This window comes from Plesiocystis pacifica SIR-1, assembly GCF_000170895.1.
GTDB classification, from domain to species: Bacteria; Myxococcota_A; Polyangia; order Nannocystales; family Nannocystaceae; genus Plesiocystis; species Plesiocystis pacifica.
In genome coordinates, this window is record NZ_ABCS01000047.1 from 1 (window position 1) to 14,525 (window position 14,525).

The 14,525-nt window shown below is 71.8% G+C and carries 6 protein-coding genes; 4 read left to right on the forward strand and 2 right to left on the reverse strand.

Annotated features, from left to right (window positions below; translation table 11 throughout):
* The 4 genes from PPSIR1_RS22445 to PPSIR1_RS22460 form a co-directional block, all read left to right on the forward strand.
* The coding region (locus tag PPSIR1_RS22445; protein WP_006973449.1) for a DUF6603 domain-containing protein at positions 1-4,733 on the forward strand (4,733 nt) is incomplete at its 5' end.
* Positions 4,733-6,475, forward strand: a complete 1,743-nt coding sequence (locus PPSIR1_RS22450; RefSeq protein WP_045116545.1) for a hypothetical protein — start codon at positions 4,733-4,735, stop codon at positions 6,473-6,475. The genes PPSIR1_RS22445 and PPSIR1_RS22450, both read left to right, overlap by 1 nt.
* 8 nt (positions 6,476-6,483) lie before the next feature.
* A complete protein-coding gene (locus PPSIR1_RS22455) occupies positions 6,484-7,632 on the forward strand; it encodes a hypothetical protein (protein WP_006973451.1) in 1,149 nt (382 codons plus the stop codon).
* Positions 7,632-11,789: a hypothetical protein gene (locus PPSIR1_RS22460; RefSeq protein WP_006973452.1), complete on the forward strand. Its 4,158-nt coding sequence runs from the start codon at positions 7,632-7,634 to the stop codon at positions 11,787-11,789. The genes PPSIR1_RS22455 and PPSIR1_RS22460 overlap by 1 nt, the downstream gene beginning before the upstream one ends.
* A 103-nt stretch (positions 11,790-11,892) precedes the next feature.
* Here PPSIR1_RS22460 and PPSIR1_RS22465 read toward each other — a convergent pair whose 3' ends face one another.
* Together PPSIR1_RS22465 and PPSIR1_RS22470 are read right to left on the reverse strand one after the other, a co-directional pair.
* Positions 11,893-13,068, reverse strand: a complete 1,176-nt coding sequence (locus PPSIR1_RS22465) for a cystathionine gamma-synthase (RefSeq protein WP_006973453.1) — start codon at positions 13,066-13,068, stop codon at positions 11,893-11,895.
* A 4-nt stretch (positions 13,069-13,072) separates the two neighbouring features.
* Positions 13,073-14,479 carry a cystathionine beta-synthase gene (locus PPSIR1_RS22470; RefSeq protein ID WP_006973454.1) on the reverse strand — a complete coding sequence of 469 codons (1,407 nt, stop codon included), beginning with the start codon at positions 14,477-14,479 and terminating at the stop codon, positions 13,073-13,075.
* Positions 14,480-14,525 lie beyond the last annotated feature (46 nt).

Consider the following 14,525-nt stretch of genomic DNA (forward strand, 5'->3'; position numbering starts at 1 on the left):
CCGGCGCCGCAGATCGTCCAGCTCACGTCGACGACGCCCACCAGCGCGCGTGCACCCTCGACGTCCTCGGCAGCGACGCGCTGCTCGTCGACCTGGGCCGGCTCGCCGCCTTCGTGCTCACGGCCTGGCTTCACGACGAAGCCGACAGCTCCTCTGGGGGCCCGCCCTCCGAGGTGTTCACGCGCCTCGACACCCACCTGCTCCCGCTGCTCGGCGGCTGCGGGCTCATGGACACGCCGATCGGGCCGTTCCCGATCTTCGACGCGCACGCGGCCATGGGCCAGGCGCCGAGCTTCGACCCCTGGGTCGACTCGATCTTCACCACCAACGACGACGGCGCCGGCCCGCTCACGGCGCTGTGGCACCTCAAGGCGCTGATCACCGGCGACGAGAGCAAGAGCCTGTTCGGCGGCTCGTGCTGGATCCCCCTGCACACCATGGTCGGCAGCGCGCTCGGGGCCCTCGACCCCAGCGGCCGGCTGGCGGGGGACACCAGCATCGCCAACCTGACCGCGCTGAGCTCGGTCGCGAACGCCGACGGCGTATGGCTGGGCCTCGACGACTCGACGGCGGGGGAGTACGCGCTGGTCTTGCGCCTGCGTCAGGGCGCCATGGACCTGCCCCTCGACCTCCTGCGCTTCGCCCAGGACCCGAGCGGGAAGTGGTCGCGCATCGCCCAGGTCTCGGCCACGGGCATCGAGCAGCTCGTCGGCAAGGACTTCAGCGAGCTCCTGCGCATCGACCAGGGCCCGTGGCGCTTCACGCTGCTCGACGAGGCCCTCGGGACCCCGCCGTGGGCGGAGCCGGCGGCCCCCGAGTGGTTCGTGACCATCGAGCTCGAGGTCGGCCACGACGGCTCCAGCGTCCTGGCCGTCGAGCTCGGCCCCGAGGGCAGCCCGCTGATCGAGCTGCGCCTGTCCTCGACGGGGGACCCCATCGAGCTCGTCGCGCCCGGTATCGACGCGATCGTGGCGATGCTCGGCGTCCCGGTGCTGACGGCGTTGGCCGAGGTCATCGACGATGTCATCGACGACGACGGCAACCCGACGGGCGCGCCCTCGTTCCCGGCCATCGTCCGCCTGCTCGAGGCGATCCGCGGTGCGGACGAGCTGTCCTTCGACTTCGGCCCGCTGACGCTGACCATCGACGACGAGCCCAACTCGGTCATCATCGAGCCGCACCTGCGCCTGACCGGGCTGCAGCCCGAAGAGGGCGAGGGCGCGATCCACATCGGGGGCGTCGACGCCTCCGTCGAGATCGAGGTCTCGGACAGCTCGGCGCAGATCAAGTCCATCTCGCTGAAGTTCGAGGACCTGCGCTTTGGCGAGCTGGGGGGCGAGGAGGCGGGCGGGCTGATCGGCTCGCTGATGCCCGATCTGCGCGAGGTCGAGGGCCTGGACCTGGGCCTGAGCTGGACGGGGGCGGGGGACGTCATCCCCAGCGGCGGCGCCGTGATCCCGATCCAGCGCTCGATCGGACCCTTCGAGCTCAGCACCATCGAGTTCGAGATCGACCGCGACGGCCTCGACGTCGGCATCGACGGCGAGTTCTCTTTGGACGGGCTGATCGTCGCGCCCTACGGCTTCGGCTTCTCCGTACCCTTCGGCTCGGGCGGCCCCGAATTTCGCCTCGACGGCCTCGGCGTGCACTTCGACGCGGGCGGCCTGCGCCTGTCGGGGATGTTCGCCAACATGGGCGGGGACTTCCTCGGGGCCGCGGTGCTGTCGTGCTTCGACCTGTTCGAGCTCGCGGCCATCGGCGGCTACACGGAGATCCCCGTCAGCCCCGACAGCAGCGACACGGAGCCCTCGCTGTTCGTATTCGCGGCCCTCGACGCGCCCTTGGGGGGGGCCCCGTGGTGCTTCGTCACCGGGGTCGCGGCCGGCTTCGGCTACAACCGCCGGCTCCCGACCTCGGGCAAGGTGTCCGACAACGCCTTCTTACGCGTGCTCAAGGGCGAGCCCCTCGACACGAGCAGCGCCGAGGCGATGCGCGCCTCGCTCGAGCGCCTCGGCCAGCAGTTCGCCCCGGAGAAGGGCAGCTTCTGGGTCGCGGCGGGCGTCGAATTCCTGTCCTTCGGGCTGATCCAGGGCAAGCTGGTGGTGGCCCTCGGCTTCGGCAACCACTTCTCGTTCAACATCATCGGCTCGGCCGCCCTGGGCCTCAAGCCGCTGGCCTTCTTCGAGCTCGACTTTCGGGTCACGGCCGACACGGAGCACTTCGAGCTGGTCGCCGAGCTGTCCAGGAACAGCTACCTGCTGCACCCCGATCTGTTCGGGGTCCACGGCGGCTTCGGGCTCGCGGTGTGGTGGGCGGGCGAGCACGCCGGCGACTTCGTGCTCACCATCGGCGGCTACCACCCGGGCTTCCTGGCCCCGAGCCACTACCCGGTGGTCGACCGCATCGGCGTCAAGGCGGTGGTCTACGGCTTCATCCACTTCGCCATCGACGCCTACTTTGCGATCACGCCGCGGGTGATGATGGCCGGCGCCTCGGCCTCGCTGTGGGCCGAGTTCATGGGCATCGAGGCCGGCCTCGACGTCTACGTCGACGTGCTGATCGAGTGGGACCCCTTCTACATCGAAGGGCGCATGGGCGTGTCGGTGTGGTTCTACTTCCTGGGCCGCCACGAGATCGGGGTCGACCTGACGATCTGGACGCCGCCGCTGGGCGGACGCGCGACCATCGATCTGGCGCTGGTCAGCTTCGACATCGAGTTTGGCTCGAAGCGCGAGAGCCCGGGCATGAGCCTGCCGGCGTTCTTCACCCGCCAGCTCGACGTCCCGGCCGAGGGCAGCAACTCGTGGCTGACGTTGCCGACCTTCTCCTCCGAGGACATCGCCGGGCTGCTCCGCGTCGACGTGCCCTGGGGTCGGGCCGCGCGGGCAGGGGAGGACGACCCCAAGGGCCAGGAGGGCCTGCCCGGGTCCCAGCCGATCCCCGTCGGCCCCGAGTTTGGCGTCACGCTGCGCTCCAAGCTGCCCTCGGGCGCGGCTCCAGGCGGTGTCGAGGACGACCCGCTGGCCATCCCGCCCGGGTCCAATCACCAGGTCGCTACGCAGGGCGACGTCGACTTCCCGCTGTGCAAGAAGTCGAACTACATCTCGACGCTCGCGCTGACGATGCAGGGGGCCAACAGCGCCTTCGTGCGGCGCCGGGTGATCGTCGGGAAGTTCCCCCAGGCGCAGTTTGGTGAGCGGGTCGACAACGCCCAGGCGGACGATCCTGCGCGCTACGCCAAGGCGATCAAGGAGAGCGAGGAGCCGGCGGTGCTCAGCGCGGTCGCGGGCATCGCCCTCGACTTCACGCCGGTGATGGTGCCGGCCAACGGACACTTCGTGACCACCCGGGAGGAGCCCTCGACGCCCTCCGAGACCTACCCCCTGGCCCTGGGCCGGAGCGCGGTCAAACCCAGCGGCGGCCGGCCCAGCGCGGGCTCGCCGGTGGGCAGCGGGAGCCGTGGAAGTAACATTCCGACGACGCCGATCGGGGACCTCCGGGGTAAGCTCGGCGGCCTCCGAGGCAAGGTCGGCAAGTCGCCCTTGCAGGCGCGGACGCCGATCGCCCGCAAGCCAACCATCACCCGCAAGCCGGCCTCGCTGCGCTCGGCTCGGACGCTGCGGACCCTGGGCGGGGCGGCCTCCAAGAGCGCCGCCGTGGCAGGCGCTGCGCTGCGCCTGTGGCAGGTCGAGCTCCCCCGGATCGCTCGCCCCGCGCGGCCGTCCGGGGGCGTCAGCAGCCGCGCCCGGCGGATCGAGGTCCCGAGCTCTCCGGCGCGCGGCCCTGCGCTCGCGGCGGTCGAGCTCCGGGTGCTGAGGCCCAAGGGAACGCGCGCGGGCGTGGCCGCGAACGCCTCGCGCACGGTCACCCGACTGCCGCGCCTCGAGAGCACGGTGCCCATCGCCAAGGGGGCGCTGCGCCGGGTGGTGAAGGGCGGCGGGGGCTCGCCGCGGCCGAGCATCGACGTGCCCTCGGGCAAGGCCGTGTTCGTCGACCTCGCCCAAGGCCGCGCGGCCCGGGGCCGCATCGTCGTCAGCGGCACGCAGATCGTCCGCGCGGTGTTCCTGGGCAAGTTCGGGGAGCCGGTCGGATCGGCCTGGGTCGACGGCCGCGGCGTGCTGGCGATCCCCGGGCGCGCGAGCGCGGCCGTGATGGTGGGGGAGGGGCGCGACGCGCCCGTCGACCCGCGCACGGGCCAAGCCCGGGAGGCCGTGGGCGTCGAGCGCTCGAGCCTGCTGTTCGCCGCCGACCGGGACACCCTGGTCGGGCACGGCTGCGTGCTCGACCTGTCCGAGCGCCTCGGGGCGGACGTCCAGCCCCTCGACCTCGTGCCGGGCCCGCTGGCGCTGCGCTCGGCCTCGACCCTGCACCTCGAGCTGCCCGCCCTGCCCAAGGCCGGCTGCCTGGTGGTCATGGTCTCGGCCCGCGTGGCCAAGCCCAGGCCCCTCATCGAACAGATCGGGGGCCAGAGCGAGGGCGCGACCCTCGACCAACCGACCCTCGTCGGCGCCGGTGAGCGCGTCGCCCTGGTGTTCCCCGTGCGCTGCCGCGGCCCCTGGTCGTTCGAGTACGAGGCCGGGCAGGACTGGGCCCTGGACGGGATCGCGGCCGTGCCCAGGGCCGCCGCCGGGGTCGTCGAGCGCCTGCGCTCGACGGCCTCCTGGGACCTGATTGACGACCGCTGGGCCCCGCCCGCCAAGACCGCCTCGACCCTTCGCCTGGAGCTCGCGTGATGTCCAAAGACCTGATTGTCATCGACCGCCCCAACGATCTTCAGCTCTTCGATCGCTGCGATCCCGTCCTCGACGCGGGCGAGGCCTACACCATCGAGGCCACCCAGACCCTCGACGACCCCCCGCCCGAGGGCGGCGAGCCCAAGCGGGTGTTCGAGGCCACTGGTACGGTCTCGATCCGCGTGGTCGGGCCGCAGATCGGGCTCGAGGCGGCCGACGTCGTCGGCATGTACCCGGCGCCGGGGAGCACCGACTCGCCCCTCGAGTTCCTGCCCCACGTGGCCCTGGCCCGGCGCACGCTGCCCTGGGAGCGGACCGGGCCGATGCAGGCCAAGGCCTGGGTCGCGCTGCTGCTGTTCACGGACGCGGAGCTGCCCAAGGCCACCAAGGGCGCGCCGACCCGGACCGTCTCGCTGGCCGAGCTGGGCCAGGAGGCCCCGAGCGCCCACGCGGTGATCCAAGACGAGGTCGGGGCGGACGCGCGGGTCGAGCTCGTCGACGTGCCGACGCACCTGCTGCGCAAGGTCCTGCCCAAGCACGCGGAGCTCGAGTCGCTGTGCCACATGCGACGCCTGCTCAGCGAGGGCGCGCCGATGTCCGAGCTCGACGACGACGGCGACGTGGCCATCGTCATCGGCAACCGCTTGCCGGTCAAAGGCGGCGAGACCCACCACGCGATGCTGGTCTCGCTCGAGGGCCGCAGCGAGCTGTTCCTCGACGGCTTTCGCCAGGCGAGCCACGCCAAGCGCTCGCGGCCCTCGCTGCTGGGCAAGAGCTCGGGTTCGTCGATCCGCCGGACCACGCTGCTGTCCCGGAGCTCCCGCCTGCGCAGCCGCGCCGGGATGGCGTCGCGGGTGCGCAAGCCGATCACCTCGAAGGCGACGATCACCAAGATTCCCGGCAAGACCGCGCCGATCAATCCAGAGAACTTCCCCACGATCCCGGGGTTGATCGAGACCACGCCGCTGGTCGTCCTCCACCGCTGGAGCTTCGTGCCCAGCGCCGAGGACGGCGACTTCGAGGCGGTGATGAAGCGGATCCGCTTTCGGCCCAACGGCGGGGTCTTGCCCTTCGGCATGCTCCCGCGGACCTTCACGGCGGCGCCGCGGTCCATCCTGAGCGCCGAGGGGCACCTCGCCGAGCCCCTGGAGTTCGCCCAGGCGAGCTCCGGGAAGGGGCGCTACCGCGGGCCCCTGGTCCAGGACCCCCCGCCGGATCCGCCCGAGGCCTTCGCCCTGCGGGCGCGCCCGGCCGAGCTCGAGACCGAGCCCGGGGAAGCTCCGGCCGACGTCTCGCGGCTGGCCGCCTTCGAGCTCGGCCGCCTGCTCGCCCTCGCCGACGACGGCGTGCTCGCGGCCCTGCGTCAGATCTCGTGGCGGGTCGAGATGGTCGAGTTCGAGGAGCCGCGCGCCTACGACGATCGGCCCGAGGCGCTGCGCTGGGTCGACGAGCGCATCAACCCCCACAGCAAGTACAGCGACCCGGCCGGGCCGCTCGTCAACGTGGCGAAGTTCGACTACGCCCAAAACCCCAGCCACGCGGCCGACATCGCTGGTGTCCGCGGGGTCGAGGCGCGCATCGCCGAGTTCGGCGGCAAGGCCAAGCTGCACCAAAAGCTCGGCGCCCAACACAGCCCGGGCCCCGGGCCCGGGGGTGGCTTCGACCCCGGCGGGGTGCTCGACGAGCTCGAAACCCTCGCCCTCGACGAGATGTTCGCCGACCTCCTCAACGCAGGCTCCTGAGCAAGACCATGGCTTACGAGAAGATTCACCAAAACACCGCGATCACGGCGCAGTCCTTGGTCCTCGACCAGCTGCGCCAGGGCATCGAGGACGCCCTGAGCGAGGCGGCGTTCAGCGAGGACGACGGCATCGACGACGGCTTGATGCTGGTCCCCGAGGCCGGCATCGAGCCCCCGGCCTCGGTCGCCAACATGGAGCTGCACCTCCCGGCCAACCTGGGCGGGTGGCTGCGCGACCTGGCCCTGCTGCGCGGCGTCCCGCTGGCCTACCTGATCCCCGACCCGCGCCTGCTGCCCCTCGAGTCGATCCGCCTGTTCCACGTCGACCGCGGGTGGGTCGACCGGATGATCGACGGCGCGCTCTCGGCCGCCAACCTCGGCAGCCTCGACATGACCTACCGGCTGCACACGATGGTCGGCATCCGCGACGCCATCGACGAGTCCCTCGACGAGCTGGTCCGCTGGCCGGGCGACGAGGGCCACGGCTACGCCTACACGGACCACTGGACGGCCCACGAGCACGACCTGCCGATCACCGGGATGTTGATCCGCTCGGAGCTGGTCCGGCGCTGGCCCGAGCTCATCGTCGACGGCTTCCGCGTGGACGGGGCGCTGACCGACATCGATCAGCGCTACCGCCAGCGCGTCCGGCTGCTGCGCAAGGAGCTGCTGGCCAAGGACCTGATGATCGTGCTGTTCGCCGGCTCGCCCCGGCGCGTCGAGGTCCGCGAGCCCAACGTCGCGGTCCGCTTCGGGGTCGAGGCCCACGGCAGCGGGCACCGGGTCAACCGCCGGGCGCAAGACGGCACCTACGTCGACGACCAGTTCGTGTCGGTCGGCTTTGGCGACGCGCCGCGCCGGGTGCTGGACGTCGGCAAGCTGGCGGACGACATCGTCCCCGGGTCCGGGGCGGCGCCGCCGAGCTGGGTCGGCCTGTGCCTCGAACAGCTGCCCTACGTGCAGGTGTTCGAGGGCGGCAAGGTGAGCGACGGCTCCAAGGTCGCGGGCGTGCTGTCCAAGATCCCCAGCCGGATCCTGGGCCAGCGCGACGAGCTGCGCCTGCGCAACGGTCACCGGCTGCAGCTGGCGAACCAGGTTAGGGCTTCAACGACAACCCTGAACCCCAAGGCTCCCCTCGGAGCGCGGGAGGACGACTGATGGTCGCGCTTTTGGTCCCGATCCACCTCGACGCCAAGCCGGTCTCCGGGTCTCCGCTCCCGGTGCCCAAGCTCGACGGCCCCCACTTCAACACCTCCGAGAGCCTCGAGCCCGGGATGCACCTGCGCTGGGCGCTGCCCGACGCGCTCACCCGCGCGCGCACGGTCGAGAGCCCGCAGGGCACCCAGGCCCTGTTCCCGGCGGTCCCCGACCTGTGGCTGATCGTCCGCTTCGAGCCCGACGCCGGCGCGTCGCCGCCGAAGGTCGACCTGGGCAAGGGCCCGAGGCTCCCGCTGGACCTCGCCTCCAAGGCGCGGCGGCCGAGCCTCCGGGGCGGGGTCGGCCGCAAGTTCCTCGGCGCGCGGACGAAGAAGCAGGCGTCCGCCTTCAACGCGCGCAAGCTCAACCTCAGCAAGCTCTCGCGCTCGCGCACGCCCGTGGCCCGGACCCCCGTGGCCAAGCGGCCCAGCAAGGGTCTGAGGCCCTTCGGGGGCGCCACCAAGAAGCCCGGGGCTTCCCTGCCGGGGTCTACGATTCCGGGCTCGGTCGGGCCGGGCTCGGGCGAGGCCACGCTGTCGACGAAGCAGCGGCGCTGGAAGGCCTGGGTGCTCGACTCGCGCACGGGTCAGGCGAAGCCGCTGGCCAGCTGGGAGCCCTCGCAGCCCGAGGACGCGGGCTCGCTGCTGACGGCGATCGGTCCGCTGCCCGCCGACGCGGCGCACCCGGGCTGGGCGCGCTTTTCGGAGGCGCAGGCCGAGGGCGAGCCCCTCGGGGTCGGCTACTACCCGCACATCCGCAACCGCTTCGGCTTCCACGACGATCTGGCCGGGGCCCCCGGGGGCGCGGGGCGCTTTAGCTACGCCGTGGTCGGTTGGTACGCGGACCACCGCGACGACCCGCTGTACCGCGCGAGCAACCGGACCGAGCTCCTCGATCGCTGGGGCCTGCGCGCGGGGGACCAGCCCTCGCGCCGCGCGGCGCTCACCCACATCACCAAGCAGGTCGCCGACAAGGTCGCGGCCTTCGTGCCCAAGTCGACGCGGATCGAGCCCTCCAAGGGGAAGCGCAGCCTGAGGCGCAGCCTCGGTCCCGTGAACCAGGCAGCCTCGTTGGCCGAGTCGCTGGCGGGCACGCTCGGGCCCCTCGTCCCGGGCGCCCTGGCCGCGAGCGGGCCGAGCGAGATCGTCTGCCACGGCGCCGTCGTCGACGTCTCCCGCGTGTCCCAGCCGGCGCCGAGCCAGGACGAGCTGACCTGGGAGGTGGTCGCCGTGCCCTCGATGCGCAAGGCGATCGCCGAGACGGTCAAGACGCCCGAGTGGCACCAGATCATGACCGAGGCCCTGCTCGCGGGCCAGGACGGCAAGGCGACGACCCTGGCGGGGCTCGAGGGCATCCCCGCGGCGCTGCACGCCCTCGACTTCGTCGGCGCGCCGGGGCGGAGCCGCTTTTATGCCCAGCTGACGATCCGCGCGCGCTCGGTCTTCGACGGGGTCTTGGGCAAGGCGGAGATCGATCCCCACCAGGTGTTCACCGCGACCGAGCAGTTCAGCTCGAGCTTTGGCAAGCGCCTCAGCGGCGTCGACAAAGCCCCCGGAGTCGGCGGCGTCGGGTCGGCTGCGGCCGCCGGACTCGGGCAGGCGAGCAAGGGGGGCAAGGTGCCGAGCAAGGTGCCGGGCAAGGTCCCCGACTTTGGGCTCCCGGGGCGGACCAAGACGCCGAAGGCTCGGCCCTACGAGCCCACCAAGGCCGAGGTCGAGGCCCGACAGGCCGAGCTGGCGGCCGCCTTGGCGCAGCTCGTGGCCCAAGCCGCCGGCCAGGACAAGGCCGTGCACCCCCGGCTCCTCCGGGTCCTCGATACGCGTCGGCGGGCCCAGCCCGGACAGCTCGCCCCGCTCGTGCGCGGCAGCGACGGCGCGAGCTGGTGGCTCGACGTCGAGAGCGCGGAGGCCGTGCGCGCGCTGATGCTGGCCACGCACGCGGGCAACCCCGTGGTCGAGGCGCCCTCCCTCGAGACCCTGCACGAGCAACCAGGGCCGCGCTGGTATCGACCGAGCGCTCCCCACGTGCTCATCGAGCAGGTCGACCGGGGCTACGCCCACGGCTACGACGGTCGCTTCGAGCCCGACGGCACGCTGCGCTGCCGCCTGGCTGGGGACACCTTCACCGCCGTCGATCCGGTCGTGGGCGACCGGGCCTCGGACAACGCGGTCCCCGGCTCGGTGCTGCTCCACGCCCCGGCGGCCTTCTCGGCGGCCAAGGGCCTGCCCGGGGCCACGGCCGGCGTGCTCGTCGAGGCCCTGCTGCTCGATCCGGGCTCGGCCAACCTCCTCGCTCGGCACTGGCGCGAGCGCCATCCCGACGCCGCCCCGAGCCACGCCGAGGCGGTCGAGGCCTTCGAGGCCCAGGCCCTGGGCTGGATGGAGCTGCGCGACCCGGAGCTCAGCGACGAGGAGCGCGACCAGACCGAGAGCGGCCTGGCCTACGTCGGCGACGATCCGAGCCCCGTCGCGCTGGCCCCGTGGCGCGAGCCGTGGCTGCCGCTGTTCGCCTACGTCCGCCACGCCCAGTTCGCGGCCGGGGTCGAGTCGGACTACACCCTCGGCGACATCGAGCACGAGATCGTCGATCCCTTCCCGGACTCCGCGGCCGAGCTCCGCAGCGAGCGCTGCTTCTTGACGGGCGCCGTCACCAAGGTGCTCGAGCGTGAGGTCGGCGGAGGCACCATCGAGGTGCAACACGGCGAGATCCACCACATCCCCTCGACCCTGCAGATCGAGCGCTACGACCAGCTCTCGCTGAGCCTCACGGCCCTCGACGACGCGCTCTACGACGCCGACCGGCGCGAGCGCAGCGGCCTGCTCCGCGTCGAGGCCCTCGAGGTCGTGGACGTGTTCGGGAGCCGGCGGGTCTGGTCCTCGGCCAAGGCGATGACGCCCAACCAGGCGGCGGTCCGCGACCCCGAGCAGCACAGCGCGCCCAGCTTCTTGACCGAGCTCCCCCCGCGCCTGCCGTGCTGGGGGAGGACCATGTGTCGCTTCACCTCGGCGGACGACCCCAACACCGAGGCGGACGTCGGCCTCGGCATCTCGCCGATCTGCGGCTACCTCGTCCCGGACTTCGTCGAGCACGCCCTCGAGGTCTTCGACGGGCAGGGGAGGGCGCTCGGCCAGATCGTCAGCACGCGGGCGCGCTTCGTCGAGGACCCCGGCCCGGCGCTGTTGATGGCCCGCTTCGTGCCCCACGCCTGGGTCTCGCCGAGCGCGGACCCCCTCGACACCATCGAGAACGGCTACCTGCGCGACCTCGTGGCCGGGGTCGTCTCGCACACGACCAACGCGGCGGACAACGCCGGCCCTGGGGACCTGCTCGAGACCGCCCTGACGGCGCTGCTGCGGGTCATCGACACCGTCGCGGGGACCGTGCAAAAGCAGGACAAGAGCGGGGACCCGCGGGTCCGCATGTTGGGCAAGACCATCGCGGTGGTGCGGGCGCGGGCCTGGCTGGAGGCCGACCCCTCGGCGCACGGGCCCAAGGGCGACCAAAACGCGGTCCCCGACTTCCCCCGCCTCGACGTCCACGTGGGCGCGTCCGACCAGCCCGACGACGGGGTCTACGGGGTCTACGTCCACGGCGCCACGCCGGCCGAGGGTCGCTTCGCCCCGGTCAGCGCCGAGGTCGCGGACAAGGCCGTGCTCAACGGCCTGTTCGACGCCGTCTCGGTCAGCTTCGGCAAGAACCGCATCGAGCACCCCTTCATCACCGATCTGGTCGAGAGCCGCTTCGCGCTCGGGCCCGGGGAGCACCGGGACCTGACCGTGCTCTTGGACCTCGAGGGGGGCATGCACCTGACCACGGGCGTGTTCCCGCGCAAGAAGCTCCAGGTCCCGCGGGCGTTCACGGACGCCGCGCTGGCCCGCCTCGAGCCGACCTTCCACGTCGGCCCGGTGCTCGCGCTCCCGGGTCGCCAGGGCCTCGAGCCCCTGCTGCCTTACCCGGACCTCCCCGAGTACGAGGAGCGCTGGGTCGAGGAGCCCAAGCCGGGGCAGCTGTGGGGCGAGGCGACGCCCCCGGCCTTGCCCAACCCCGGGGCCTTGCCGGCGGCGAGGGTCTCGCTGACCCGCGGCTGGGTCCGCCTCGAGCCCCGCGACGACGACTGACTGCTGCTCTACGCCCACGAGCATCTGAGGACCGGGGGCGCATCGTCGCTATCCGCTCCTCCGCGCCCCCGGTCCCCAGCTCCCTGTGGGGGCAGAGCAGCGCTCAGACGGCCGCGAGCGCGCGCTCGAGATCGGCGATCAGGTCGTCGATGTGCTCGATGCCCACGCTGACGCGGATGAAGCCGTCGGCGATGCCGAGCTTGTCGCGGTTGGCCTTGGGCACGGAGGCGTGGGTCATGAGCGCCGGGTGCTCGATGAGGCTCTCGACGCCGCCGAGGCTCTCGGCCAGGGTGAACACGCGCACGGCCTCGAGGAAGCGGCGGGCGCCGTCGAGGTCGCTGTCGACGTAGAAGCTGACCATGCCGCCGAAGCCCGACATCTGGCGCTTGGCCAGCTCGTGCTGCGGGAAGCTCTCGAGCCCGGGGTAGATGACCCGCTCGACCTTGGCGTGGCCCTCGAGGTACTCGGCGACGCGCTGGGCGTTGCTGGCGTGCCGCTCCATGCGCAGCGCGAGGGTCTTGAGGCCGCGCAGGGTCAGGTAGCAGTCCTGGGGGCCTGGCACGGCGCCGCAGGAATTTTGCAGGAAGTGCAGCTCCGCGTGGAGCTTGGCGCTGCGCATCACGACCGCGCCGCCGACCACGTCGGAGTGCCCGCCGCAGTACTTGGTGGTCGAGTGCACGACCAGGTCGGCGCCCAGGTCGAGGGGGCGCTGGAACACCGGGGTCATGAAGGTGTTGTCGACGACCAGCAGCACCCCGCGCTGGCGGCACATCTTGGCGATGGCCTCGATGTCGCCGAGCTTGAGCATGGGGTTGGTCGGGGTCTCGAGCCAGACCATCTTGGTGCGGGCCTCGAAGGCGGCCTCGAAGGCGTCGAGGTCCCGCGGATCGACGAAGGTGAAGCGCTGGCCTCGGCGGCGCATGACCTTGTCGAACAGCCGGAAGGTCCCGCCGTAGATGTCGTCGCCGGCGATCACGTGGTCGCCCGCGTCGAGCAGCTGGATGACCGTGGTCGTCGCCGCGCAGCCCGAGGCGAAGGCCAGCCCGTGGGTCCCGCCCTCGAGCGCGGCCATCGCCCGCTCGAGGGCGAAGCGCGTCGGGTTTTGGGTCCGGCTGTACTCGAAGCCGGTGTGCTCGCCGGGGGAGCGCTGGACGTAGGTCGAGGTCTGGAAGATGGGCTGCATGACCGCGCCGGTGATCGGCTCGGCCTCCTGGCCCCCGTGGATGGCCAGGGTCTCGATGCGCTGGCTGTGCTCCTTGGACGCGTCGTAGTGGGCCATGGTCTCAGCCCTCCCGCCCGAGGCTGCCGGGCGCCGCGTCGCGGGCCAGGTAGTCGATGAGGTCGATCTTGGTCAGCAGCCCGCGCAGCTCGTCGTTCTCGGTCACGAGCACGACCTTGGCGTCGTTGAAGATGCGCTTGAGCAGGGTGATGCGGGTCTGGGGCGTGACGGTGGCGTAGTCGCCCTCGACCAGCTCGCCGATGGGTTTCTCGAGGGCGTCGGCGCCCTCGACCAGGGCGTTGAGCAGGTCGAGCTCGGCGACGATGCCCTTGTGCCGACCTTTTTGGTCGAGCACGGGCAGCTGGCTGATGCCGTGCTCCTTGAGCGTGGCCACGGCCTCGCGCACGGTGGTCTCGGCGCTGACGGTGATCAGCTTGGGCTTGCCCTTGAGGATGTGGGCGACGGTGCCCTCGTCCTCGGTCTCGAGCAGGAAGCCGTTGGAGCGCATCCAGTCGTCGCTGAAGATCTTCGACAGGTACTTTTGGGCGTTGTCGGGCAGCAGCACGAGGATGCGCTTGGGCTCCTTCAGCGTGCGCGCGTACTTGATCGCGCCCATGACCGCGGCGCCGCACGAGCCCCCGCAGAAGATGCCCTCGCGGCGCACGAGCTCGCGGGTCATGATGAAGCACTCGCGGTCGTCGACCTGCACGACGTCGTCGAGGATGTCGAGGTTCATGGTCGAGGGCAGGAAGTCCTCGCCGATGCCCTCGACGTAGTAGGAGAAGGCCTTGGTCAGGCGCCCGGTCTTGACGTACTCGTAGTAGAGCGAGCCGACGGGGTCGACGCCCACGAGCTGGATGTCGGGGTTCTTCTCCTTGAAGTAGCGGCCGCAGCCCGAGAGCGTGCCGCCGGTGCCCATGCCGGCCACGAACACGTCGAACTCGCCGCCGGTCTGCTCCCAGATCTCGGGCGCGGTGCTGACGAAGTGCGACTCGGGGTTGGCGGGGTTGTGGTACTGGTTCGAGTAGAAGGCCCCGGGGGTCTCCTCGACCAGGCGCCGGGCCGTCGAGTAGTAGGAGCGGGGGTCGCTGGGCTCGACGGCGGTCGGGCAGATCACGACCTTGGCCCCGTAGGCGCGCAGGGCGTCGACCTTCTCGGCCGACATCTTGTCGGGCATGACGAAGATGCACTTGTAGCCGCGGATCGCCGCGACCATCGCCAGGCCAGCGCCGGTGTTGCCCGAGGTCGCCTCGATGATCGTCCCGCCCGGGCCCAACATGCCGCGCTTTTCGGCGTCGCGGATGATGTTGAGGCCGACCCGGTCCTTCATGGAACCGGCCGGGTTCATGTACTCGACCTTGACGTAGATCTCGGATTCGATGTCCCCAACGACGTTGTTGAGCTTGACGATGGGCGTACCGCCGATCGCGTCGACGATGGTCGGGACGGCACCCTGCATGAGCTTGGCCATGGCGGGACCATAGACCGGACGCGTTGGGGGGAAAACGCTCCCCGGG